Origin of the sequence: Paracoccus thiocyanatus, assembly GCF_900156255.1 — a bacterium.
In the GTDB taxonomy this organism is placed as follows: Bacteria; Pseudomonadota; Alphaproteobacteria; order Rhodobacterales; family Rhodobacteraceae; genus Paracoccus; species Paracoccus thiocyanatus.
On sequence record NZ_FTMK01000026.1, the window covers coordinates 12,319 to 36,398 of the forward strand.

Annotated in this window: 22 protein-coding genes, 1 tRNA gene and 1 pseudogene; 13 read left to right on the top strand and 11 right to left on the bottom strand. The window is 65.6% G+C overall.

Features of this window, described 5'->3' with window-relative positions:
• Window positions 1-21: 21 nt before the first annotated feature.
• Window positions 22-1,383: an NADP-specific glutamate dehydrogenase gene (gene gdhA / locus F3H32_RS14935; RefSeq protein ID WP_149766527.1), complete on the top strand. Its 1,362-nt coding sequence runs from the start codon at window positions 22-24 to the stop codon at window positions 1,381-1,383.
• 91 nt (window positions 1,384-1,474) lie between these two features.
• Window positions 1,475-2,080 carry a gamma-glutamyl kinase gene (locus F3H32_RS14940; protein WP_149766528.1) on the top strand — a complete coding sequence of 202 codons (606 nt, stop codon included), beginning with the start codon at window positions 1,475-1,477 and terminating at the stop codon, window positions 2,078-2,080.
• Here the strand turns inward: F3H32_RS14940 and F3H32_RS14945 are convergent.
• Complete coding sequence (locus F3H32_RS14945; protein ID WP_115755031.1) at window positions 2,068-2,520, bottom strand: type II toxin-antitoxin system RatA family toxin; 453 nt, start codon at window positions 2,518-2,520, stop codon at window positions 2,068-2,070. The two genes, F3H32_RS14940 and F3H32_RS14945, sit on opposite strands and share 13 nt — an antisense overlap.
• Before the next feature lie 59 nt (window positions 2,521-2,579).
• On the opposite strand from F3H32_RS14945, the gene F3H32_RS14950 reads away from it, so the two are divergent.
• A complete protein-coding gene (locus F3H32_RS14950; protein ID WP_149766529.1) occupies window positions 2,580-2,768 on the top strand; it encodes a hypothetical protein in 189 nt (62 codons plus the stop codon).
• 92 nt (window positions 2,769-2,860) lie between these two features.
• Here F3H32_RS14950 and ypfJ read toward each other — a convergent pair whose 3' ends face one another.
• Window positions 2,861-3,712, bottom strand: coding sequence for a KPN_02809 family neutral zinc metallopeptidase (gene ypfJ, locus F3H32_RS14955; RefSeq protein ID WP_149766530.1), 852 nt, complete (start codon window positions 3,710-3,712; stop codon window positions 2,861-2,863).
• Window positions 3,713-3,840: 128 nt separating this feature from the next.
• Here ypfJ and F3H32_RS14960 point away from each other — a divergent pair, with 128 nt between their 5' ends.
• The 4 genes from F3H32_RS14960 (at window position 3,841) to F3H32_RS14975 (ending at window position 8,937) form a co-directional block, all read left to right on the top strand.
• Window positions 3,841-4,437 carry a DedA family protein gene (locus tag F3H32_RS14960; RefSeq protein WP_149766531.1) on the top strand — a complete coding sequence of 199 codons (597 nt, stop codon included), beginning with the start codon at window positions 3,841-3,843 and terminating at the stop codon, window positions 4,435-4,437.
• 53 nt (window positions 4,438-4,490) lie between these two features.
• Window positions 4,491-4,985, top strand: coding sequence for a disulfide bond formation protein B (locus F3H32_RS14965; RefSeq protein ID WP_149766532.1), 495 nt, complete (start codon window positions 4,491-4,493; stop codon window positions 4,983-4,985).
• Window positions 4,986-5,131: 146 nt separating this feature from the next.
• Window positions 5,132-7,810 carry a DNA gyrase subunit A gene (gene gyrA / locus F3H32_RS14970; RefSeq protein ID WP_149766540.1) on the top strand — a complete coding sequence of 893 codons (2,679 nt, stop codon included), beginning with the start codon at window positions 5,132-5,134 and terminating at the stop codon, window positions 7,808-7,810.
• Between the two features lie 56 nt (window positions 7,811-7,866).
• The gene (locus tag F3H32_RS14975; protein WP_115755035.1) at window positions 7,867-8,937 is read left to right on the top strand and encodes an AI-2E family transporter; all 1,071 of its coding nucleotides are present in this window, start codon (window positions 7,867-7,869) and stop codon (window positions 8,935-8,937) included.
• A gap of 120 nt (window positions 8,938-9,057) precedes the next feature.
• On the opposite strand, the gene F3H32_RS14980 is transcribed toward F3H32_RS14975, so the two are convergent.
• The 3 genes from F3H32_RS14980 to F3H32_RS14990 form a co-directional block, all read right to left on the bottom strand.
• Window positions 9,058-11,532: a DUF3772 domain-containing protein gene (locus F3H32_RS14980; RefSeq protein WP_149766533.1), complete on the bottom strand. Its 2,475-nt coding sequence runs from the start codon at window positions 11,530-11,532 to the stop codon at window positions 9,058-9,060.
• A 9-nt stretch (window positions 11,533-11,541) separates the two neighbouring features.
• Window positions 11,542-12,573: a cysteine synthase A gene (locus F3H32_RS14985; protein WP_149766534.1), complete on the bottom strand. Its 1,032-nt coding sequence runs from the start codon at window positions 12,571-12,573 to the stop codon at window positions 11,542-11,544.
• A 79-nt stretch (window positions 12,574-12,652) separates the two neighbouring features.
• On the bottom strand, window positions 12,653-13,714 hold the full coding sequence (locus tag F3H32_RS14990; protein WP_149766535.1) for an NUDIX domain-containing protein: 1,062 nt from the start codon (window positions 13,712-13,714) through the stop codon (window positions 12,653-12,655).
• Between the two features lie 149 nt (window positions 13,715-13,863).
• Here F3H32_RS14990 and F3H32_RS14995 point away from each other — a divergent pair.
• Window positions 13,864-13,953: transfer RNA gene (locus tag F3H32_RS14995), tRNA-Ser, on the top strand.
• Between the two features lie 266 nt (window positions 13,954-14,219).
• On the opposite strand, the gene F3H32_RS15000 is transcribed toward F3H32_RS14995, so the two are convergent.
• Both F3H32_RS15000 and F3H32_RS15005 read right to left on the bottom strand, forming a co-directional pair.
• Window positions 14,220-14,936 (bottom strand): M48 family metallopeptidase, encoded by a 717-nt coding sequence (locus tag F3H32_RS15000; protein ID WP_149766536.1) that lies wholly within the window; start codon window positions 14,934-14,936, stop codon window positions 14,220-14,222.
• Entirely contained in the window at window positions 14,933-15,562 is a 630-nt protein-coding gene (locus F3H32_RS15005; protein ID WP_223191482.1) for a type I restriction enzyme endonuclease domain-containing protein, read from the bottom strand. Before F3H32_RS15005 ends, F3H32_RS15000 begins: the two co-directional genes overlap by 4 nt.
• Between F3H32_RS15005 and F3H32_RS15010 the strand changes: the two are divergent.
• A pseudogene (locus F3H32_RS15010) lies at window positions 15,461-15,790 on the top strand (phage tail tape measure protein); the annotation flags it as partial. The gene F3H32_RS15005 and the pseudogene F3H32_RS15010 sit on opposite strands and share 102 nt — an antisense overlap.
• Before the next feature lie 49 nt (window positions 15,791-15,839).
• Here the strand turns inward: F3H32_RS15010 and F3H32_RS15020 are convergent.
• Together F3H32_RS15020 and F3H32_RS15025 are read right to left on the bottom strand one after the other, a co-directional pair.
• Window positions 15,840-15,998, bottom strand: coding sequence for a zinc ribbon domain-containing protein (locus F3H32_RS15020; RefSeq protein WP_220154693.1), 159 nt, complete (start codon window positions 15,996-15,998; stop codon window positions 15,840-15,842).
• 44 nt (window positions 15,999-16,042) lie between these two features.
• The gene (locus F3H32_RS15025; protein ID WP_024846230.1) at window positions 16,043-16,264 is read right to left on the bottom strand and encodes a hypothetical protein; all 222 of its coding nucleotides are present in this window, start codon (window positions 16,262-16,264) and stop codon (window positions 16,043-16,045) included.
• Window positions 16,265-16,913: 649 nt separating this feature from the next.
• On the opposite strand from F3H32_RS15025, the gene F3H32_RS15030 reads away from it, so the two are divergent.
• The 4 genes from F3H32_RS15030 (at window position 16,914) to ehuA (ending at window position 20,087) form a co-directional block, all read left to right on the top strand.
• Window positions 16,914-17,834: a transporter substrate-binding domain-containing protein gene (locus F3H32_RS15030; protein ID WP_223191483.1), complete on the top strand. Its 921-nt coding sequence runs from the start codon at window positions 16,914-16,916 to the stop codon at window positions 17,832-17,834.
• 97 nt (window positions 17,835-17,931) lie between these two features.
• On the top strand, window positions 17,932-18,597 hold the full coding sequence (gene ehuC / locus F3H32_RS15035) for an ectoine/hydroxyectoine ABC transporter permease subunit EhuC (protein WP_149766537.1): 666 nt from the start codon (window positions 17,932-17,934) through the stop codon (window positions 18,595-18,597).
• Between the two features lie 3 nt (window positions 18,598-18,600).
• Window positions 18,601-19,272, top strand: coding sequence for an ectoine/hydroxyectoine ABC transporter permease subunit EhuD (ehuD, locus tag F3H32_RS15040; protein ID WP_028710976.1), 672 nt, complete (start codon window positions 18,601-18,603; stop codon window positions 19,270-19,272).
• Complete coding sequence (ehuA, locus tag F3H32_RS15045) at window positions 19,269-20,087, top strand: ectoine/hydroxyectoine ABC transporter ATP-binding protein EhuA (protein WP_028710977.1); 819 nt, start codon at window positions 19,269-19,271, stop codon at window positions 20,085-20,087. The genes ehuD and ehuA overlap by 4 nt, the downstream gene beginning before the upstream one ends.
• Before the next feature lie 288 nt (window positions 20,088-20,375).
• On the opposite strand, the gene F3H32_RS15050 is transcribed toward ehuA, so the two are convergent.
• Complete coding sequence (locus tag F3H32_RS15050) at window positions 20,376-21,794, bottom strand: DUF4011 domain-containing protein (protein WP_394349622.1); 1,419 nt, start codon at window positions 21,792-21,794, stop codon at window positions 20,376-20,378.
• Window positions 21,795-22,153: 359 nt separating this feature from the next.
• Entirely contained in the window at window positions 22,154-23,596 is a 1,443-nt protein-coding gene (locus F3H32_RS15055; RefSeq protein WP_149766539.1) for a hypothetical protein, read from the bottom strand.
• Window positions 23,597-24,080: the final 484 nt, after the last annotated feature.

The window sequence follows — 24,080 nt, forward strand, 5'->3', positions numbered from 1 at the left end:
CCCAAGGTAAGGATTCCGCGAATGCCGCAGATCGACGACAAGCTTGCCCCCATCTACGAGGAGGTGGTCCGCCGCAACGCGGGCGAGCCAGAGTTTCACCAGGCCGTGCGAGAGGTGCTGGAAAGCCTGGGCCGCGTCGTCGCCAAGCGCCCCGACTACCTGGAAGACGCGCTGATCGAGCGCATCTGCGAACCCGAGCGCCAGATCATCTTCCGCGTGCCGTGGACCGACGACAAGGGCCGGGTGCAGATCAATCGCGGCTTCCGGGTGCAGTTTTCCTCGGCCATGGGTCCCTATAAGGGCGGCCTGCGCTTCCACCCTTCGGTGAATGTCGGGATCATCAAGTTCCTGGGCTTCGAGCAGATCTTCAAGAACGCGCTGACCGGCCTGCCCATCGGCGGCGGCAAGGGCGGCTCGGACTTCGACCCCAAGGGCCGCTCGGACGGCGAGATCATGCGCTTTTGCCAAAGCTTCATGACCGAGCTTTACCGCCACCTGGGCGAATATACCGACGTGCCGGCGGGCGACATTGGCGTGGGCGCGCGCGAGATCGGCTATCTGTTCGGGCAATACAAGCGCCTGACCAACCGCTACGAGGCGGGCGTGCTGACCGGCAAGGGGCTGTTCTACGGCGGCTCGCTGGCCCGCAAAGAGGCGACGGGCTACGGCAACACCTATTTCACTCAGGCCATGCTGAAGACCGGCGGCACCGATTTCGACGGCAAGACGGTCGTCGTCTCGGGCTCGGGCAATGTCGCGATCTACACCATCGAGAAGGTGCAGGAATTCGGCGGCCGGGTCGTCGCCTGTTCCGACAGCTCGGGCTATATCGTGGACGAAGCCGGCATCGACCTGGATCTGGTCAAGGAAATCAAGGAAGTGCGCCGCGGCCGCATCTCGCAATATGTCCGCATGAAGGGCGAAGGCAACGGCGTCTATTTCGTGAAATCCGGCGAAGGCTCGATCTGGGACGTGGCCTGCGAGGTCGCCATGCCCTCGGCCACCCAGAACGAGCTGACGGGCAAGGACGCCAAGAAACTGGTCGCGAACGGCGTCACCGCCGTCGGCGAAGGCGCCAACATGCCCTGCACCCCCGAGGCGATCCGCACCTTCCAGCAGGCCGGCGTGAAATTCGGCCCCGGCAAGGCGGCGAATGCCGGCGGCGTCGCCACCTCGGCGCTGGAGATGCAGCAAAACGCCTCGCGCGACCGCTGGAGCTTCGAAAAGACCGAAAGCCGGCTGGCCACGATCATGCGCGACATCCATGATAGCTGCTACAGCACGGCCGAGGAATTCGGCGCGCCGGGCGACTATGTCATCGGCGCCAACATCGCCGGCTTCATCCGCGTGGCCGAGCCGATGCGCGCCTTTGGCGTGATCTGATGCCGCAGCAGGCGGGCCGCCCACCGGCCCGCCTTGCCAGCGCGCGCGGCGGCCGCTAAGCGGCTGCCATGTCCGCGTTGAAATTCCGCCCATGTTGATCTTTATCGAACCACGCCTTGTGCTTTTGTCGGTGCCCAAGACCGGCACGACGGCGCTGGAACAGGCCCTGGCCCCCAGGGCCGAGATCGCCTTTCGGTCCCGCCCCGAAATCAAGCACCTGAACCTGCGCCAATACCTCAACCGCATCCGGCCGCTGCTCGCGCCGCTGGGCGGGCCCGCATTCGAAACCGTGGCGGCGATCCGCGAACCGCTGGACTGGCTGCGCAGCTGGTATCGCTTTCGCGCCCGCGACGAATTGATCGGCCACCCGAACAGCACGGCAGGGATCAGCTTCGCGGACTTCGTCCGGGATTACCTGCGCGCCGGCGACCGCCCCGCCCATGCCCGGCTGGGCCGGCAGTCCGACTTTCTGACCGGACCTGATGGCAGCGTCGCGGTCGACCACGTCTTCCGCTACGAGGCGATGCCGGCGCTGACCGAATTCCTGTCCGACCGGCTGGGGATGCCGATCCGGCTGCGGCGCCGCAATGTTTCGCCCCATGCTACGACCGATCTGGCGCCCGCGGCCGAAGCGGGGCTGCGCGCCGCGCTGGCCCTGGACCAGCAGATCTGGCAGGGCGCGCGTCAGGCGCCGTAAAGCGCGCGGGCCCGCTCTTCAAAGGCGCGCACGATGCGCATCATCGCCTCGCCGAAGACGACGCCGATCACCTTGCCCAGGATGGCGTTGCGGAACTCGAAATCGACGAAGAAATCCACCTTGCAGCCGCCTTCCGGCAGGTCCGCGAAACTCCAGCCGCTGCGCAGATACCTGAAAGGCCCGTCCAGGTATTCGGTGTCGATCCGCTTCGTCTGGGGCCACAGCGTCACCCGAGAGCCGAAACGTTCGCGAAACACCTTGAAGCTGATGACCAGGTCGGCCTCGACCACCTCGCTGCCCGCGGGGCCCGGCCGGCGGGCGCGGATGCGGGCGGCGGTGTTCCAGGGCAGGAACTCGGGGTATCTTTCGATATCGGCGACCAGCGCATACATCTGGTCGGCGGTATAGGGCAGGATTCGGCTGTCGCTGTGCTGAGGCAAGAGGTCGTCCCGGAAAGCAGGTTCGGTTTGCGGGGCAGCACTAGCAAAGGAAGGGGCGCATGAACAACCTCATCTGGCTGATCCGGGCATCACGCTGGGCCCGCAACCCGCCAAAACCCGGCACCGTCAAGCTGGTGCTTGGCATCATCGCGGCCGGGCTGCTGCTGGCCGGGCTGGAACATTTCGGGTTCTGGCCGGATTGGGCCACCACGGAACGTCCCCGCGGCTTCCAGATGCAGCGCCCATAGGCGCCGCCGCGACAGGTTGGCGCAGCGCCCGCCTTTCACCGTTTTCCAAATACTCCGGCGACCTGGGCGCGCCCGCCCCCGGTGGTGCGGGCCTAAAGCCCTGCCGCGCCGAACGTGTCGCATTGCCCCATCTGCCCCGAGGCGAAGCCGCGCTTGAACCAGGTCTGCCGCTCGGCGGCCGAGCCATGGGTAAAGGCGTCGGGCACCACCGCCCGGCCGGCGCTTTCCATCAGCGTATCGTCGCCCACCGCGGCGGCGGCGTTGATCGCCTCGTCGATATCGCCCTCTTCGATGGCGCCGAACTGCTGGCTGGCCTGGCGCGCCCAGATCCCGGCATAGCAATCCGCCTGCAATTCGGTGGCGACCGACAGCCGGTTCGAATCGCGCTCGTTCAGCCGGGCGCGCAGCCCGTTCACCTCGGACAGGATGCCGGTCATGTTCTGCACGTGATGGCCGACCTCATGCGCGATGACATAGGCATAGGCGAAATCGCCCCCCGCCCCCATCTTGCCGGCCATGACCCGAAAGAAATCCGTGTCCAGATAGACCTTGCGGTCATTGGGACAATAGAACGGCCCCATCGCCGCCGAGGCGCCGCCGCAGGCCGATTGCACGGCGCCGGAAAACAGCACCAGCCCCGGATCCTGATAGCCTATCCCCGCCTGGTCGGGCAGCACGCCCGCCCAGACCTCTTCGGTATCGGCCAGCACGACCGAGACGAACTGGCCGATCTCGCGCTCTTCCTGGGTCAGTTCGCGCGGCTCGGCCGACTGGCCGCCATCGTCGATGGCGCCCACGATGGGCGAGATGTCGATGCCGAAGAAATAGCCCACCGCCAGCACCACCAGCACGCCGACGACGCCCATGCCGCCAGCGCCCGCGGCCCGGCCCATGCCGCGCCGATCCTCGACATTCTTGCTGCCGCGCCTGCCCCGCCATTCCATCGCGCCGTCCTTTCCGCCGCTGCCCTCGCCCGCCAGGGTTATCGCAACCCTGCCATGGCGCAACACGCGCGCGGGCTTGACAGTTCCGGCCCCAGCCCGCAGCACGGGTCGAAACGAAAGGGGCGGGCATGTTCGACTGGGTGGTTTCGACGATCGAAAGCTGGGGCTATCTGGGCGTGCTGATGCTCATGGTGGCCGAGAACGTCTTTCCCCCCATCCCGTCCGAGGTGATCATGCCGCTTGCCGGCTTCCTGGCCGGTGGCGGGCGGCTGTCGCTGACCCTGACCATCGTTGTCGGCACCATCGGCTCGGTCCTGGGCACGCTGGTCTGGTATTATGTCGGCCTGTGGTTCGGGGAAGAGAGGCTCAAGCGTTTCGCCGCCCGCCACGGCCGGCTGCTGACGCTGTCGCCCTCGGACATCGACGCGGCGCATGAATGGTTCCAGCGCCACGGCAGCATGGCGGTGTTCTTCGGCCGCATGGTCCCGGCGGCCCGGACGCTGATCTCGGTCCCGGCGGGGCTGGCGCGGATGCCGATGTGGAAGTTCCTGCTCTACACCACGCTTGGCAGCGCGCTTTGGACCGGGGTGCTGGCCTTTGCCGGGCTGGTGCTGCACGAAAACTACGCGTTGGTCGCGGATTGGATCGATCCGCTCTCCAAGCTGGTGGTGGTGGCGGTGGTGGCGGTCTATCTTTATCGCGTCGTCACCTGGAAGCCGCATTGAGTTCACGCGATTGGCACTTGCCGGCCATCGCGCGCGGGCCTAACCCAAGGCCCATGAACGGATTTTCAAGCAAGCATCTTGCCGTGACCGCCGGCGCGGGTTCCGCCGCCCTGCTGGCCGCCGCGCTGGTCTTTCAAGGCTTGGGCTATGCGCCTTGCGAATTGTGCGTCCTGCAACGCTGGCCGCATCTGGCCGCCGCCATCATCGGCGGGCTGGTCTGGTTCCTTGGCTGGAAACGCTGGCTGGCGGCGCTGGGATTGCTGGCGGCACTTGGCGCGACCGGGCTTGCGATCTATCACGCCGGGGTCGAATTGCAGATGTGGCAGGGGCCGCAGCATTGCTCGGGCGGGGTCTCGGGGCTGGCCCGCATGTCCACGCAGGACCTGATGGCGGCGCTGGAAAAGGCGCCGGTGGTACGCTGCGACGAGGTGGCGTGGAGCCTGCTTGGCATTTCCATGGCCGGCTGGAACGCCATTCTTTCGGCCGGTCTTTCGGCGCTGTGGCTGGCCTCGGCCCGCGGACGCAACCGCGCCGCCGGGCGGGCCTGAGGGCGCGGAAATCCGGCCCGTCAAGATTGCACCCAAGGCAGGTATGGGATAGACCCTGACCCAACAAGATCTTGAGGTTTCCCGTGGCTGACATCCCCGAAAACGACGACGACACCCCCGAAAGCGGCGGTTCGGAACGCGCCGTGATGCCCCATGACGGTCCGGTGATCGACATCGCGCACGAGATGCGCTCGTCCTATCTGGACTATGCCATGTCGGTGATCGTCAGCCGGGCGATCCCCGACCTGCGCGACGGGCTGAAGCCGGTGCATCGCCGCGTGCTTTTCGCCATGCACGAAACCGGCAATACCCATGACAAGCCCTATCGCAAATCGGCCCGCCCGGTCGGCGACACGATGGGGAAATATCACCCGCATGGCGACGCCTCGATCTATGACGCGCTGGTGCGGATGGCGCAGGACTTTTCCATGTCCCTGCCGCTGCTGGACGGCCAGGGCAATTTCGGCTCCATGGATGGCGACAGCCCGGCCGCCATGCGCTATACCGAGGTGCGGATGGACAAGCCCTCGGCCTATCTGATGATGGATATCGACAAGGATACCGTCGATTTCCAGGACAATTACGACGGCAAGGACCGCGAACCGACGGTGCTGCCGGCGCGTTTCCCCAACATGCTGGTCAATGGCGCGGGCGGCATCGCCGTCGGCATGGCCACGAATATCCCGCCCCACAACCTGGCCGAGGTGGTGGACGCCACCCTGGCGCTGATCGAGAACCCGGACCTGCCGACCGAGCGGCTGCTGGAGATCGTGCCTGGCCCCGATTTCCCCACCGGCGGCATCATCCTGGGCCGTTCAGGCGCGCGCAAGGCCTATCTGGAGGGGCGGGGCAGCATCGTCCTGCGGGCCAAGACCCGGATCGAGGAGACCCGCGCCGGCCGCCAGGCGATCATCCTGGATGAAATCCCCTATCAGGTGAACAAGGCCAGCCTGATCGAAAAGATCGCCGAGCTTGCCAAGGAAAAGCGCATCGAGGGCATCGCCCATGTCCAGGACGAATCCGACCGCGTCGGCGTTCGGGTGGTGATCGAGCTGAAACGCGACGCCACTGCCGAGGTGGTGCTGAACCAGCTGTTCCGCTTTACCCCGATGCAGACCAGCTTCGGCGCCAACATGCTGGCGCTGAACGGCGGCCGGCCCGAACAGTTGACGCTGCGCGACTTCCTGACCCATTTCATCACCTTCCGCGAGGAAGTGGTGGCGCGCCGCACCGCTTACGAATTGCGCAAGGCGCGCGAACGGGCGCATGTGCTTTGCGGCCTTGCCGTGGCGGTCTCGAACGTGGACGAGGTGGTGGCCACCATCCGCAGCTCGGCCGATGCCGCCGAGGCGCGCCAGCGGCTGATGACCCGGCGCTGGCCGGCCCAGGACATCGTCGTCTATCTGAAGCTGATCGACGACCCGCTGCATCCGGTGAATGAGGACGGCACCTATAACCTGTCCGAAACCCAGGCCCGCGCGATCCTGGAACTGCGCCTGCAACGGCTGACCCAGATCGGCGTCCAGGAAGTCACCGACGAATTGAAATCCCTGGCCGATGCCATCCGCGATTACCTGGCGATCCTGGCCTCGCGCGAGCGGATCATGGCCATCATCTCGGACGAGCTGCGCGAGGTAAAGGATCTGTTCGCGGTGCCGCGCCGGACCGAGATCACCGACTGGGCGGGCGACCTGGACGACGAAGACCTGATCGAGCGCGAGGACATGGTCGTCACCATCACCTCGGGCGGCTATATCAAGCGCACGGCCCTGGCCGAGTTCCGCAGCCAGCGCCGTGGCGGCAAGGGTCTGTCGAGCATGGCGACCAAGGAAGACGACGTGGTCACGACGCTGTTCGTCGCCAATACACATACCGAACTGCTGTTCTTTACCACCGACGGCATGGTCTATCGGCTCAAGACCTGGCGGCTGCCGCTAAGCGGGCGGACCGGCAAGGGCAAGGCCATCGTCAATATCCTGCCCATCGACAGCGGCGTTTCCATCGCCGCCTTGATGCCGGTCGATGCGCCGCAAAGCGAATGGGACGGCTATCAGGTGGTCTTTGCCACCTCGGACGGCGACGTGCGCCGCAATGCGCTGTCCGATTTTGCCAATGTCATGCGCAACGGCAAGATCGCGATGAAGCTGCCCGAAGGGGTCGAACTGATCGGCGCCCGCATGGCGACGGAAAGCGACGACATCATGCTGGTGACGGCCGCGGGCCGGGCGATCCGCTTTTCGACCACCGATGTGCGGGTGTTCAAGGGACGCGATTCGACCGGGGTGCGCGGCATCCGCCTGGCCCAGGGCGACCATGTGGTCAGCATGTCGGTGATCCGGCATTTCGAGGCCGAGGCGGGCGAGCGCGCCGCCTATCTGAAGATGCGCCGGGCCGTCGAGGGCGCGCTGGACGACGGCGCCGAAGCGGACGAGGACGAGGACAGCGTCGCCGAAGCCGCCATCGGCCAGGACCGCTATGCCGAGATGTCGGCGGCCGAGGATCTGATCCTGACCATCACCGCGCGCGGCGCGGGCAAGATCAGCTCGTCCCACGACTACCCGGTGCGCGGCCGCGGCGGCCAGGGCGTCATGGCCATGGACAAGGCGATGCGCGGCGGGCCGCTGGTCGCCAGTTTCCCCGTGGACCGCGACGACCAGATCATGCTGGCCACCTCGACCGGGCAGTCGATCCGGGTGCCGGTGGACGGGATCAGCTTCCGCTCGCGTTCCGCGGGCGGCGTGCGGGTCTTCAACACCGCGCCGGGCGAGGAAGTGGTTTCTGTTGCCCGCATCGCCGAGAATGGCGAGGATGAGGCCGAAGCCTGAGGCAAGGCCGGGGCGCGCGCAGCCGTGCCCCGCCACCCGAGCATGAGGGGACGCGTTTGGACAGACGGGACTCGCATCTGAGCGAGCGGTTGCAGACCGGCTTTCTGGGCGTGATCGCCTTTGGTCTGGTCCTGTTCCTGCTGGTGCAGGCGCGCTTCATCCTGATCTGCCTGGTCTTCGCCATCATCATCTTCTCGCTGACCAGCGATGCGATTTCCGCCTTTGCCCGGCTGAAGGTCCCGAACTGGCTGGCAACGACGCTGGCGCTGATCGCCATCGCCGTGGGCCTGCTTTGGGCGGCGACGGCGGTGGTGGCGCAGGTGAACGAAGTGGTCTCGACCTCGATCGCCTATGCCGACCGGGCGCAGATGGCGATGGCGCGGCTAAGCCAGCGCTGGGGACCGAATGTGCAAGAGGCGATCGGCACCTTCATGGGCAGCATCGACGTCGCGGGCTGGCTGCGCTCGGCCGCGGCGCAGGCGTCGAACCTGATCTCGGGCTCGGTGCTGATCCTGACCTTTGTCGGCTTCATGTTCAGCGAACGGATCTGGTTTCCGGTCAAGGTCGAGCGCCTGACCCGCGACCCCGACCAGGCGCGGCAGGTGCTGGAAACCGTCTACAAGATCATGCGCCGGGTGAACCGCTATCTGGTGGTCAAGGCCGCGATCAGCGCGGTCACGGCGGCGCTGATCTGGGCGATCTTCCGCGTTCAGGGGCTGGACCTGGCCGGGGCGGTGGCCATGCTGACCTTTATCCTGAACTTCATCCCCACGCTGGGTTCCATCGTGGCCACGGTCGTCACCCTGGCCATGGTGCTGGCGCAGACCGGCGATCCGACGGTGACGCTGACGGTGGGCGGGCTGACCGTGGCGGTGCAGTTCGTCATCGGCAATGTCTTCGACCCGATGCTGCTGGGCCAGACGCTGCGGCTGTCCTCGTTCGGGATCGTGCTGTCGCTGGCCTTCTGGGGCGTGGTCTGGGGCATCGCCGGCACCTTTCTGGCGGTGCCGATCATGGTGGCGATGATGATCGTCTGCGCCCAGATCCCCTGGCTGCGCCCGGTGGCGATCATGCTGTCGCAAGAGGGGCTGCCAGAGCAGGAGCCCTCGACCCGGCTGCGGCGCTAGGCCGGCAGCCGCAGCGCCTGCGGGCGCGGTTGCCGGAGTATTTTGCAAAACGGTGAAGCGCAAGGCGGCGCCTTGATCCCGGCCGGTGGGGTTCGGTTCCAGGCGCCGTTTGCCGCGTTTCTACCTGCGGGCGGGGTCGTCCTTGGCGGGTCCGGCATCCTGGCCCGAGGGGCCGGGACCGCCGTCGCCGTCCGGGCTTTCCGCGTCCTGCTGCACGGGAGTGGGCGGGGTCGCGGCGGTCTCTTCGGGCCGGTGCAGGAAGACGTCCTGCGCGCCCCGCACGCTGCCCGGCAGGACGATGCCCGCCGCGGCAAAGCGTTCAAGGATCTGGTGGTTGATCTCGGACACGACCGAGACGCCGCCGTTGATGTCGGAAAGCACCGCGCGCAATTCGAAACTTTGCCCCGACGCCGTGATGCTGCGCAAAAGCACCGCGGGCGCCGGGTTGACCAGCACCGTCGGCTGATCCTCGGCGATCTCGCGCAAGAGCTCGGCCACCAGCCGGCTGTCGGTGGCGACGCCCACCGTGATCGGGACGATGATGCGCCCCGCCAGGCTGCCGCGGGTCCAGTTCGTCACCGGCTGGGTGATCAGGTTCGAGTTCGGGACGATCACCTGGGTGCGGTCGAAGGTCTCGATCTGGGTGGCGCGCACGGCCATGCGCCTGACGGTGCCCTGCTGGCCGCCGACCTCGATCCAGTCGCCGACGGCGATCGGCCGCTCGACCAGCAGGATGATGCCCGAGACGAAGTTCGACACCACCTGCTGCATGCCGAAACCGATGCCGACCGACAGCGCACCGGCCACGAAGGCCAGCGAGGTCAGGTCGATCCCGGCCGAGGTGACCGCAAAGACCGCCGCCAGCGCCACCCCGACATAGCCGATCATCGACAGGACCGCGTTCTGTCCGCCCGGATCCAGACGGGTCTTGGGCAGGATCGAGCTGCGCAGCGCGCCCTGCACGAAATTGGTCAGGAAATAGCCCAGGGCAAAGACGATCACGAAGGTCAGGATCGCCATGGGCGACAAGCGCACGCCGCCAAAGGCAAAGCCCTGCTGCGCCCTGGTCCAGGCTTCGGCCAGGTCGCTGACGCGCGCGCCCCAGATCAGCGCGAACACCGGCAGCGACAGCACGATCAGGGCAAAGCCGATCAGCACCGGTGTCAGCCCCTCGCGCGCCGATTGGTCGCCGCCCTTGGCGAGGGCGTAAAGATCGGCGATGAAATCTTGCACGATGATCAGCAGCCCGACCAGCGCCAGCGTCATGATCGTGGACCACAGCAGCGCATTGCCCGCGGTGACATAGCCCACTGCCACCAGCACCGGCGCAGCCACCGCCACCGGCCGCCCGATCATCGCCAGAAAGCTTACCACGCGGATGCGGTAATCGGGCGCATCCGCCGGTTCGAACCGGCGCATGCCGCGAAGCACATTGCTGAGCCGCAAAAGGCAGAAGGCGCCGAACAGCACCAGCAGCAGATGCCACACCCCCGCCGACGCCTCGCTGAGGCGCTGCGGAACCGTGTCGCTGTCGTTCTGGCTGTGAAAGCCCGAAAGCGGCAGGACCGAGCGCGCGAAAAGCTGATGCAGCGCCAGCGCGGCGGCCAGAAGCGTCGCGCGCCAGCGCGCCTTGGCGCGGCGCTCGTCCTCCATCGGCAGGGGCGGGGCGAGCGCGGTGTCGGGCGCCGGAAACAGCCGCCGCGCCAGCCACAGCCCGGCAAAGAAGGACACGCCCGCCCCCGCCAGCGACATCACCAGCGGCAGACCCCATTCACCGAACAGTCCCGAAAACACCAGCGCCGAGGCGAACAGGATCAGCCCGGCCAGCGGGATGGCGATCTGGCCCAGGGAAACGCCAAAGACCAGCGCTGCGCGCGACCGATCGCTGGCGCGCGCCGATAGCCGCGAGGGCAGCGAATCGACCCAGCGCCGGCCCCGCGACAGAAGCAGCAGCGCCGCCAGCAGCAATCCGGCAAAGACCGTCAGCCGCTCGGCGAAGTCGGACGAGCCGGCGGCGCGGTCCCAGCGCGACCGCGTCTCGGCATAAACCTGGCCGCCGACATGGGCTGCTTCGGCCATGGCCGGGGCCCAGTTCGCCGGGTTGAGCGGGGTGGGCGTCTTGCGGATCAGCGCAAAGGTCTGCCGGGCGCGCACGGTCTGGTCGATCTGGGCGACGATGCCGTCGGCGCGGCCATGCGCCTCGACCGCCTGCAATCCCGGCGCCTGAAGGGTGGAAAGCTGCTCGGCCAGCTCTTTGCGGCGGGCAGCGATCTCGGGGGGTTCGGCCTCGCCTTCGGGCGGGACCGGCCCCAGCGCGGCGATCTGGTCCTTGACCGTGGCGATGCGCGGCGCGTTGAGATTTTGCGCGTTCTTCAAGCGGTCGCGCCATTTCACCACCTCGACCCGGATGGCCTGCAAACGCGCATCATTGGCCGAACCGGATTCCAGGATCTGCTCGGCCTGACCGGCCAGCTTGTCCCAGGCGGCGAAATCCGGCGCCTCTTGTTCGGGCTGGGCCAGCGCCGGCAGCGTCAGGGCCAGGAACAGCGCAAGGATCAGCGAGGCCAGCCGGGGCAACGGGTCAAGGCGGGGCATGGGGTCGGATCAGTCCTGGTAAACCTCGGGCAGGTCGGCGGGCTTGCGTTCCATCCAGCCCGGCACCGGCAGGCCCTTGGCCCGCAGGAACTCGGGGTTGAAAAGCTTGGTCTGATAACGCGTGCCATAGTCGCACAGCACCGTCACGATGGTGTGACCGGGCCCCATGTCCCGCGCCATGCGGATCGCGCCGGCCACGTTCACCCCCGAGGAGCCGCCCAGGCACAGCCCCTCGTGCTCCAGCAGGTCAAAGATCACCGGCAGCGCCTCGGCATCGGGGATGCGATAGGCGTGGTCGGGGGTGAAGCCTTCCAAGTTCGCGGTGATGCGGCCCTGGCCGATGCCCTCGGTGATCGAGGAGCCGGGGCTTTCGAACTGCCCGGTGGTGTAAAAGCTGTAAAGCGCCGCCCCTTCGGGGTCGGCCAGGCCGATCTTGACGCCCTTGGGTTGCAGCGCCATCGCGACGCCCGCCAGTGTCCCGCCCGAGCCGACGGCGCAGATGAACCCGTCCACGCGGCCGCCGGTCTGTTCCCAGATCTCGGGGCCGGTGGTTTCCACATGCGCCTGGCGGTTGGCCACGTTGTCGAACTGGTTGGCCCAGATGGCGCCGTTCGGCTCGGACCGCGCCAGTTCCTCGGCCAGGCGGCCGGAATAGCGCACATAGTTGTTGGGGTTCCTGTAGGGCGCCGCGGGCACCTCGACCAGTTCGGCCCCGGCCAGGCGCAGCATGTCCTTTTTCTCCTGGCTCTGCGTCTCGGGGATGACGATGACCGAGCGGAAGCCCATCGAGGCGCCGACCAGCGCCAGGCCGATGCCGGTATTGCCGGCCGTGCCCTCGACGATGGTGCCGCCGGGGCGCAGTTCGCCCCGCGCCACCGCGTCCTTGATGATGTAAAGCGCGGCGCGATCCTTGACCGATTGGCCGGGATTCATGAACTCGGCCTTGCCCAGGATCTCGCAGCCCGTCTCTTCCGAGGCGCGGTTGAGCCGGATCAGGGGGGTGTTGCCGATGGCAGAGGCAAGGTCGGGGCAGATGCGCATGGGCTTGGCCTTTCGCAGGAGGGTTCCGCCCGGTTTACACGCCGCCGCCCGATGGCGGCAACCCCGCGGCGCAGATCTGTCAGCCCTGCCCCGCTGCCCGGCGGATATCGCGGTGCCGCAACTCCAGCCACAGCGCCAGGTTCAGCAGCGGGCCGTTGCGGATTTCCCCGGCCAGCGCCATGCGCGTCAGTTCGGCCCGCGGCACCAGGTGCGAGCGGATATCCTCGTCCTCGGTCGCAAGCCCGCCCAGGCCGGCGCTGCCGTCGGGCAGGTCGGCGATGCCGATGTAAAGATACAGGTATTCCGCCACCGCGCCGGGGCTGGGATAGCTATGCCCTGCGGGGAACAGATGGGTCAGCGCGATCCCGGTCTCTTCCAGGGCCTCGCGCCGGGCCGCCTGTTCCGGCGTCTCGCCCGGATCGACGCGGCCGGCCACGGGTTCGTAAAGCCAGGGCTGGGCGTCGCCGCGCACCAGGGGACCGGCGCGCAACTGGTCGATCAGCATCACCCGGTCGCGGACCGGATCCCAGGGCAGCACCACCGTGGCGTCGCCCGAGACAAAGACCGCGCGCTGGATCGGATCGGTCCAGCGACCATCGTTGCGGCGCTGGCAAAGGGTGATCGCCTCGACCGAGAAATAATCCGCATAGGGTTCTGCGATCGCGTCGACGCTGACCCGCGCCGCGGCATCGGGCCCGACCTGCGGCAGGTCGGCCGTCTCGGCGCTGGCCCGCAACCGCGAGGCTGCCCAGCCCGCAATCATCGGCAGCCGCTTGCGGATCGCTGCCGCCGGCCGGTCCCGCGGCAGGTCCAGCACGCGGGCGGCGATGGCCGCGGCTAAGTCGGGCTGCCATTGCCGCGCATCGCTTTCCAGCTCGCCCAGGCCCAGCAATTCCCGGCCGCGGTGATCCTGCGGGGCCAGGCCGAAGATTTCGGCATATCGGCGCAGCGCAGGCGTCCAGTCTGTCTGCCAAAGCGGCAAATCCCCGCCGCCCTTGGCCAGCCGGGGCCAGTCGTGGGGGGCGATTCCGGCCAGCCCGCCGCCGAGCAGACGGCCTTGCAGCGGCGGCGCCGGCACGGCCTGCGGGGCCAGGCGGGCGCGCAAAAGCGGATGGGCCAGCGGTCCGATCAGCAGCGGCATGGCCGGCCTTGCGGCGGGACCCTGCGCCGCTGGAGCTTGGGCATTCCGGTCATGATTCCCCTAAGCGACAAATTTTTCGTGCTTTTCGCGCGAAGCCCCTTGCGCTTCAACCCCTGCCCGTCTAAATCGCCGCCACCACCCGAAAGCGCGGAGAGGTGCCGGAGTGGTCGAACGGGGCGGTCTCGAAAACCGTTGAGCCTTCACGGGTTCCGTGGGTTCGAATCCCACCCTCTCCGCCACTTGCCCTCGCGAAAGCATTCTCTCGATCCGGCTGCGGCCGGATTTTTCCGTTGTTTTCGAGGGTTATGCGGGAGGGGCTGAGCACCGCCCCCGCTGCTAGGAGGCCTGGAAGCGGTCTCTCCAGGGCGATATTCTCCGGACCTGATGACTGCGCCATTTTGGTGAATTTCTCATAAGCCCCTGTAGATAATGGCGAAATCCAAGCCATTGAAATTGCTTGGATTGGAGTCGCGTTTGGGGCTGCCGCGACCGGGTTCGGAAGTTCTTAGGCCATGGCCCGTTCCAGTCTCTGCTTCCGGCGCTCCCAGTCGGGCATCACCTTGTCGAGGAGATCGAAGAAGGCTGCCCCGTGATGGGGTTCGGCCACGTGGCAGAGTTCGTGGGTGATCACATAGTCGATGGCATCGACCGGCGCCTGCACGAGGCGGCGGTTTAGTAGCAGACGTCCGGCCGGTGACATGGACCCCCATCGCTGCCGGGTCTGACGTACGATGAGCCCCTTCGGCCTGAATGCCTCGGGATCCGGGAACAGACCGAGACAGAGTTCGATCCGTTCCGGAAACTTGATGTGGGCCCGGTCTCGATACCATGCCTCGACCAGTTCGCGTGTCACCTCCGGCCTAGTCGGCCGGTGAGTCTGCACGACGATGAAGCCGCGGATCAGCTTCACGCTTTCCTGGACATGCGGGACGACCTTCAGCCGGTACTGGCGCCCGAGGTAAAGATGCGTTTCTCCGGCGACGAACCTGCGCTCCGGCGTCCGCGGCAGGAATTGGGCAAAGTACCGTTGCTGCCTCGTCACCCATGCCGCGCGCTTCCGCAGCTTGGCTTCGATGGCGTCTAGTGTCGCGTCTTCCGGGGCCGCGATCACCACCGACGCATCCGGCTCGACGGCGATCTCCAGTGTCTTCCTTGGGCGGCGGACGATTTCGTATCGGATCTCCTGCTCACCGTACTGCAGGCAATGCAATTCCCGCGTCATGCTGCGAACCGGGCCCGGGCGAGGTCCATGATCTTCAGTTCGAGCTCGTCGAGCACCTCCACGGGCAGGTCGACGCCCTTTTCGTCGCGCAGGACGTCGAAGAAGTAGTCATCGATGGCGTTCCGCAGATTGTTCTGGGCCACCTCGTTCGACCAGATGTCCACGATCAGGTGGGACTTGATGATGTCGATGATCTGTTGAGCGATCGCTGCGGCATCGTCGCCGGCTACCAGCTCATCGCCTTCGGTCTTCAGCTGACCGTCCAGGATCCCGAAGAACGCCTGCGCATCCTCATCGCCCCGGATGCTTTCCGGAACATCGCGGCCGCGATCCTTGCGCGCGACCTTGCTCGCGAGGTCCACGACGCTGTTCAGGTATTCGCGCTCGGACAGCCGCTTCTCGCGGTAGGCGCGGATGGTCTCTTCGAGCAGCTCGGAGAACTGTTTGTAGAACGTCGGGTCCTCATCCATCTTCTCGGTGATCGCCCGCCGGGTCGCGCTGGCGATGCGATCGGCCCTCGAGGCCTCGGACAGCTGGCGGCGCGGCGGTTCATCCTCGGGCCGATCGCAAACGCACTCTCCGGCGTCTTCTCTGGGGCGGGCGGCATCTTCGCCAACGTCCTGCATGCGGGCGGCATGGTCGGCTCGGCTGGGCCGTCCCGCATGGTCCCGGCCATGGCCTTCGCCTCCGCGCCGCGCATGCATGGCGGCGGCATGGCCGGACTTCGCCACGACGAGGTGCCCGCGATCCTGCAGCGCGGCGAGCGGGTGCTCTCGCGGCGAGAGGCAGCGGGTTACGGCAATGGCGGCAATGTCACCGTGAACATCAACGCCCGCGATGCCGAGAGCTTCCGGCTGCCGGGATCCACGAAGCCTTCCTTATCTTCCGCGCCGATCTGGCTGCCTACGAGGCGGTAGTGCTGCGCGCGGTGAAGGTAACCACCATGCGGTCGAGCTTGTCCATCGGGATCGCGCGGCCTTTGCAGCCGGTTTCGCCCTGCCGCGCCCGGATCGAGCAGGCATAATAGCGGTATCGGCCGTTCTTGCCGGTGCGCAGCGTCATGGCCCCGCCGCAGTTGCCGCAAGGGCAAATGCCGGTCAGCAGGTTCAGCGGCCCATCGAAAAGCGGAAATTGGAGAGGTAGGATTCGTAGAACCGCACGGGCTCGACGCTGTCCGGCAGGGACCGGGCCACCGCCTGAAAGCGGCGATCATCGTCGGTGACGATATAGGCGATGCGCAGCCCGGCCTGGGCGGCGACCGCGTCGCAAAAGGCGCTGGCGTGGTCCAGATCGACCAGCAGGCCGTATAGGCATCGGCAACCTCCCACCCGGTGGCCGGCAGGTCGGCGATGCGGCGGCTCTCCGCCCCCGCCCGCATCCACAGCAGCGGGGCGATACGCTGCAAGGCGAGGTTGTGTGTGAGCAAGCTAGGACCGACTGCGGAGCGGCGCGGAGGCGTGGAGAGGCGTGGAAACGGAGACTCCGCGCGTCTTATTGAAAGCATTAGTTTTTCTGAAACGAACGGAGAAGCTGATGTCCGATGATCAAGTAGGGCTATGTCGGGGCGATGGCGCGATGGTTGGGGTGAGCGCGGGAGCGCAGTCGTGACCATCCTTCGTGGTCGTACGGACCAAGCCTGCCTCGCCGGATCTGCGGACGCAGGTCAAGAGCCGTCCGAGTAAATGACTCGAGGGAAGCACCAGACGCCCCAGCCGCAGGCCAAGCTCATCCGGTTCAAAGGTTCACGATAGCAAGGTGCGGCGGGGGAGTCGCTGTGCGACGAGGATGGCACAGGTCGCCGTATCGTGCCTTTTGGTGAACCGGGCACAACCACGCGAGGGTGTGCATAACAGCTTGTTTTCAAGGATATGTATCGCCATCCCGGGCGCGCCCTTGGCGACCGCGACAGCACCATCCGGGATTCCGGGTTGCGACCGGCGGGCATATATTTCATGCTTAAGGCCAACCACACAGTCGATGATGCTTTTCGTTCCGGGTTGGTTCGTACGTGTCGATATCGATTGTCGAACGAACCAGAAAGGGAAAGAGATGCAATCAGTCAGGCGCATGTGCAGGATCACCGCAGCGACGATGATGCTCGGGACTCTGGCCGCCGGAGCGATCGCCGCTGGCCCCCTCGAAGACCGTATCGAGGCCGGCGAATCTATCCGGCTTGGCTTCGCGGCTGCGCCGCCCTGGGCCTATCAGGGCGATGACGGCTCGCCAAAGGGCTTCGTCAACGGGATCACCATCGATGTTCTGAAGAACATGGGATACACCGATATTGAACCGGTGCTGAACGACTGGTCGGGACTGATCCCCAGCCTCAGGGCCGGGCGTGTCGATATCGTCACCGGTGGCATGTACATCCTCAAGGCGCGTTGCGAGAACATGGATTTCTCCGAACCGATCGGGGCCTTTGGCGATGCCTTCGTCGTCCCCGCGGGCAACCCCGAGAACATCGAGACCTATCAGGATCTGATCGACAAGGATCTGAAGATGGTGGCGCCCTCAGGCTATAACACGCTGGGTGACGCCAAGGCCGCGGGCGTTCCGGAACGTAACATCATGGAAGTGCCCGGCCCGACAGAGGCGCTGGCGGCCCTGCGGGCCGGACGCGTGGCCGCCTCGGCAACGAACGTGCTGGAAGCGAAACATGGAGCGGATTCGTTCGATGGGTTCGAAATGTCCGATCCGACCAAGTTCGTCGGCCGCGAAAAGCAGGTCGTCGGCGTTGGCTTCCACCCCGATGACGACGAATTCCGCGAGAAGTTCAACGAAGCGCTGAAGGAATACCTGGGCAGCGAGCAGATGATGGAGACCGTCACGCCCGACGACTACATCGCGGCCTACCTGCCCACAGGGCAGACCACGGAAGAGGCCTGCAAGGCCGACTGAGCGGGCGCGCAGCTCGCCCAATCGACCCGGACGGCGAAATATGCGCCGTCCGGTTTTTTCGTCCGCATGAGGACGCAACACGACGCCACGAGGGCCGATGTCCTATCTAGAATTCCTCGGCAACTACAGCGACCGGCTGATCGACGGCTCCCTGATCACGCTTCTACAGTTCGTCCTGGCGGCACTGGTCGCAGTCGCCGCCGCGATAATTTCCGGCCTGATCAAACTGGCGCAGCTGAAGCCACTACAGGCCGTCGCCACCGTCTATATCGAGATATTCCGTGGCACCTCGCTTCTGGTGCAGCTCTACTGGTTCTTCTTCGTCCTACCGCTGCTCGGGGTCAGCCTCGAGAAGTTCGTCGCCGGTTTCCTCGCGGTGGGTCTCTGTTATGGCGCCTACGGAGCCGAGCTGGTCCGAGGCGCAATCCAGTCGGTCCCCCGAGGCCAGTGGGAGGCGGCGCTGGCGTTGAACATGTCGCCCGCGCAGCGGATGTGGCGCATCATCCTGCCCCAGGCGCTGGTCATCATGCTGCCGCCTTGGGGCAATCTGATGGTCGAGATACTGAAGGGCACGGCGCTGGTCGCGCTGATCTCGGTTCCGGATCTGATGTTCGAGGCGCGGCAGATCAACAACAACACCTATCTCTCCGCCCAGGCATTCGGAACCGCGTTGGTGATCTACTATATCTTCGCGCGTTTCGTCGTCACGCCGCTGATGCGGTGGCTGGAACGGGTGATGGCCCGCAGAATAGGAAGGGCCTGAGTCATGTTCGAATGGAGATGGGAATTTACCTTCGAAATTCTTCCGCGCCTGATCGGGGCGACGGGCAAAACGCTCCTGGCAGCCGGGGGCGGCTATGCAGTCGCTCTGGTGCTGGGGCTGATATTCGCGCTGGCGCAGCGCACGCCTTGGCGCGTGCTCACCGTGGCGACGCGCGAGGTGGTCGAGTTCGTCCGCTCCACGCCGCTTCTGCTGCAGGTCTTCTTTGTCTATTATGTCGGGCCGCAGTTCGGGCTGAACCTGTCGCCCTGGACGGCCGGCCTGGCCGCCATCGGCCTGCATTATGCCGCCTATCTTTCCGAGGTCTATCGCGGCGGCATTGAAAGCGTGCCCAAAGGCCAGTGGGAGGCCGCCAAGGCCCTTAATATGTCGACCCTCAAGACCTACCGCCGCATCGTCATCCCGCAGGCACTGCCTACGGCATGGGCGGGGCTGGGCAACTATCTTGTCGGCATCTTCAAGGACACGCCGATGCTGTCGGTGATCGGCGTGGGCGAGTTGATGCACACGGCCAACGCAGTAGGTGCCGAGCATTACCGGTACCTGGAACCTTACACTATAGTCGGGCTGATCTTCCTTGCCATCTCGCTGCCGACCGCCTGGCTGGTAAGGCAAATGGAGATCTCGCTCCGTCGCAGACTGGGACTGACGAAATGAATGACGACACGGGCCGCTATCCGCTGAAGCTGGAAGGCGACAACATCCCCATGGTCAGCTTCCGCAACGTGACCAAGAAATATGGCGACCTGACGGTGCTGGACCGCCTTGATCTCGACGTGGCGCCGGGCGAGATGGTCACGATCATCGGGCCGTCGGGGTCGGGCAAGACCACCGTCCTGCGCTCGCTGATGACGCTGGAAACGATCGACGGCGGCGTGATCTATGTGGACGGCGAGCCGCTGACCCATATGGAAAAAGGCGGCAAGCTGGTGCGCGCCAACCAGCGGCACCTGCGCCGGATGCGCGCGAAGATCGGTATGTGCTTCCAGCATTTCAACCTGTTTCCCCACATGACCGCGCTGGAAAACTGCATGGAGGGTCCGGTGCAGGTTCTGGGCCTGCCGAAGGACGAGGCGCGCGAGCGGGCTCTCGAGTTGCTAGGCATGGTGGGCATGTCCGAAAAATCCGATCAGCACCCTTCGCGCCTGTCGGGCGGACAGCAGCAGCGCGTAGCGATCGCCCGGGCGCTGGCCATGCGCCCCTCGGTGATGCTGTTCGACGAGGTGACGTCAGCGCTTGACCCAGAGATGATCGGCGAGGTCACCAACGTCATCCGTTCGCTGGTGGACCAGCACAGCCTGACGATGCTGATGGTCACCCACCAGATGGGTTTCGCGCGCGAGATTTCGGACCGGGTCTGTTTCTTCTACGGGGGCAGTATCGAGGAACAAGGCGCGCCGGCGACGATCTTCGAGACTCCCGAAAAAGAGCGCACCCAGCAGTTCCTGAGCGCGGTGCTGCAGGCGAACTGAAACAATAAATCCCCTACCTGGCTCAGTCGGACATCGCCCAGCATTACAGTCGCTTCCTCGACGAGGACATCATGATTGTGGCTTGGTCGCCACCTCTTTCCTCGGGTCATGGCCCACCGGGCCGGTGATGTCGGAATCCGCAGCGGGGGCATAGTCGGCGCTGTGCATCTCGCCTGAGAACCTGTCCGTTTGCGCAGAGTCCCCTTGCGGGTTTGATGAATGTCTGTGCGCAAACGGACAGATCCATTGTGCAGGGACATGCGATGATCAGCATGGCCACCGCGTTGATCAGCGCAAAGGTGAGCGCGGGCTCGGGTCCGAAGAACAGCCAGATAGGGAAGGTGAGCGCGGCAACCTGTCAATCGGCACGCAACTTTGACCCCCTTTCGGCGCCCAATAATGACCCCGCTTGGTCAGCACGGGTAGGGGCGCACGATAAGATCCGCTATCCCCTTCCGAGCGTTTCCAGCGCAGAAAACCCACGGCAAGAAACAGCGTGTTCGTGCCGCCCTCGGCCATATCGCTGCGCGCCTTGCGATAGAGCTCGGTCAATCGGTTGGTCATGTCGCGGCTGGTCAGGGGCACCGCAATCTGGCCGCGTGCCAAGGCATCACGCGCCAGATCCAGTTCGATCCGCCGGGCCTCATCGGCAGAGAGATCCCGCCCGGAAACCGCGTTCTCGTCCTTCAAGGCCAGCAGGCGGAAGGTCTCGCCATTGGCCAGCCGATCCTCGGTCCCGGAAATATCGGGGCAGATCATGGCCACCGCGCCCCGCGTCTCGCGGAAGTTCAGCAAGCGGTTGGCAAGGGACAGATCCAACAGCTTGCGCTGCCAGCGTTCGATCCGTCCCAGTGCGGTTGAGGGTGTCTCATCCGCCAACTCGCCCGGCAGCAAGCCCAGATCGAGGGGGCGCGGCAGCGCGGCAGGTGTGGCTGCAATGTCTTCGGTGGTGACCGCTTCCTGAATACGATGGCTTGCCAGCGGGCGAATCCGTGCAGCGCGGGCGCGGTTGATATCCACCGCCTGAATGAATTCAGCTTCGCGGGCCTCGGACAGGTGGTCACGCCCGGCCTGAACCGCTTCCTCAAAGCCAATGGCAGGGCGCTTCGTCAGAAGTGTGGTTTCCAACGCCACGAATTCCCGCGCGACCAGAGCCTTTCGGACCGTCACCACGTCAGGCTCCACCAGTCGGCCAAAATCCTTTTGGAACAGCCAGACGCCGACCCAGGCGTGTCCGTGGGAAAACAGCACGGCCGTATTCAACCCCGCAGCTTCATAAGCCGCGGCCAGCAGAAGCGTGCCGTCAAGACAGGTCGCCAAACCCTCGGAGGCAATCCGTTCGGGGTCACGGATCTTCTGCCCGAGCCGTTCAAAGGAGGCCGGAGGCACGGCATAGGTCAGGCCAAGACCGGTTGCGGCCGACCAGATCGCGCCCGCCAGCATCCAGACCCGCAGCGGATCGCCGGACTGGTATCCGTCCAGTGATCCGGAATGCCCCGCCGCTTCCAGCAGGCGCGCGGCATCCTTGAGGATACGGGCAACGAAGGGCTGATTCGGCGACACAAAGGCGGCGAGGATGTTGTCCATCTCGGCCAGCCCGCCCCATTCATCGCGGGCCAACATCTCGATCCGGTGGGTAAAGGTGACATCCTCGGCCCCCTTTACCGACAGCCGGAATTCAAGTTGTCCGATTTCTGCCTCGTCCAACCCGCCCAGATCAGCCGGCGCAAAGCCTCAGCATTCTCGATCCGGACAACAAAACAGTCGCCGTCACCAAAGGACCAGTCGCGGCTAAGGGCAGAATGCCTTCTGCGCAAGGTCGAGCGGGGGCGTTACCGGCTGACGGCGCAGATAAACCTGCGATCAAGCGGCGCAGTCAGTTCAGAGTGAAGCACAGCGGGTTGGCCATGCTGTACGGGCAGTTTGAGGTGGTGGGTTTGGCGTGATCGGCCCTTTGCGGACGGTCGGGCTTCGCCGATGCTGCGGGGCAGCATTCCCCGAAGCCGCCGTTCGCCCCCCAACGGCTTGTCGAGCCGAAATGTGCCTCGCCGGTCGCTACTTTCCTTTCACGCCATGCCCGGCGCCTTGCCGCGCCCGCGCGCTGGCCTCCTCTTTCCTGCCACCTTCCCCGACGCCGGTTTCGTCGCCTTTTCTGCCGCCTTGCGTGCCTCGCGCTTCTTCTTGACCTCCTTGGTATCGATGCCGCGACGGGTCAAGTCGATCCCGACGACAGCGAGATCCTCGACATTGGGATATTGATTTGCAAGCACCGCCCAATGCTGGCGCAGCGCCGTGAGAAGCGCCTCGAAACTCTCGGCGCGGCCACCACCGGGTAGATCCCAGCTCTGCTTGACGCCGACATAGACGAGCAGGAAAATGCCCCGACTCGAGCGAATGTCGCGCAGATAGTCGCCGCCGAGCTGGACCTCCATGCGCTCGAGCAGATGCGGACCCGTCCAATTGTCAGCCACCTTCAGCTCTACCGGGACCGGACCATCGAACCCTGCGCCGCGGAACCGCAGATCGGGGCGCTTGGCATCGGCAAGCTCTTCCTCGGGCGGGATGCTGTAGCGTCCTCCGGCCCGATCGCGAAGCCAGCCGCCGATGAACTTACGGAATTCGGTCTCTTGGTCGGTCCCTTGCAGTATGGAGGCGATGCTCTCGTCGCCATGCTCAAGATCCTGTTTCAACGCCTCGAGCCGCTCCACGCCGAAATACCAGAGCTCGCGATGATTGGTCGGCGTAGCGACGCGCGCGTCGTTGAATTCCTTGACCTGACCCGGATTCCACGGGGGGAAGTCGGCATCAAGAGTCGCCTTCGTCTTAGCGTGGAATCCCATCCAAGGCCGTGACTTCACCGCCGGGTGCGCGCGTTCCATCTCCATGAGCGCGAGATAGGCTTCCTTGCCCGGCGTCTCGCGAACGAAGGTGAAGAGCGCATCGCGCGCATCCTGAGCGTCATCGCGCAGGCCTGGCGAATAGACGCCGCGGCCGGACCGCTCGATATCCTCTTCCTCGCGAATATATGTCGCCATCAGGAGGTAGAGCGTCTTCATATGCTCGATGGTACGGTAGGCTAGCCGCGCCCGACCCTCCTGCCTGCGGCCGCCAAGCAGCGCAACGACAAAGCATAGTGCGAGATTGGTCTGTTCGGCGGGATCGTTTAGGGAGGCGAGGCGCGCCGCGACGGCCGGGATTGCAGCGTCGGGATCGACACCAACCCAAGTCGCATACCAAGTCGGGGTAAGGTCTCGATCATATTTCCCCGCCGCCTTGCGCGCAGCGATCTTGGCGATGTCCGTGTCCGGCACAGACGAACCCTGCACGATCGATAGAAGATGGCCGAGATTGCGCGGATTGATGCGCTTGGCGCGCAAGGCGGGCAGTAGCGCAGGCGCGATCCGCTCGCGCGCGAACGCACCATGCCAAGCCATGTCGTAGAGGACATAATGGCTCTCGCCGTCCGCCTGCTCGACCTTGAGCTCGTGCTGGATTTCGGTCAGTATCACGTCAGCGACCGCGTCAGGAAATGCGGCATATAGATCCGGGAACCATACCGGGAAACGGCCGTCAGTTCCCGGTCCGATGCAGCTTCGTCAGCAATCCGGCATCGCGGCGATCCTTCTTCTCGCGGTCTTCCAACCGATCCGGCGAGTTTGCCCACTGCGGTGTGTCTGATCGTCTGCTTCTCCAGCTTGCTGCACATGCAATGCTGCGCCGCCGCCAGACAGCCGCCCTGTGGGCCGTTTCGGCACTCTGTTCGCTGCGGCCTTCCTGAACGGCTGCTTCATCAAGATTTCGGCGGCAGCCACGCCGCACCGCCGCAAGTCCGCTCTCCGCCCTTTCTTCTTCGCTGCTTTCCTTAACCGCGAAGGCGAGAACCGCTGCGATAGCTGAGGTCTCCGCGCTTCTCGCCTTCGCTAACGCTGCAAGCGGTACTTCCGTGGCTCCCGGTGCCGAAGGTCATGCAACTGGGTGCCGAAGTTTAGTGCA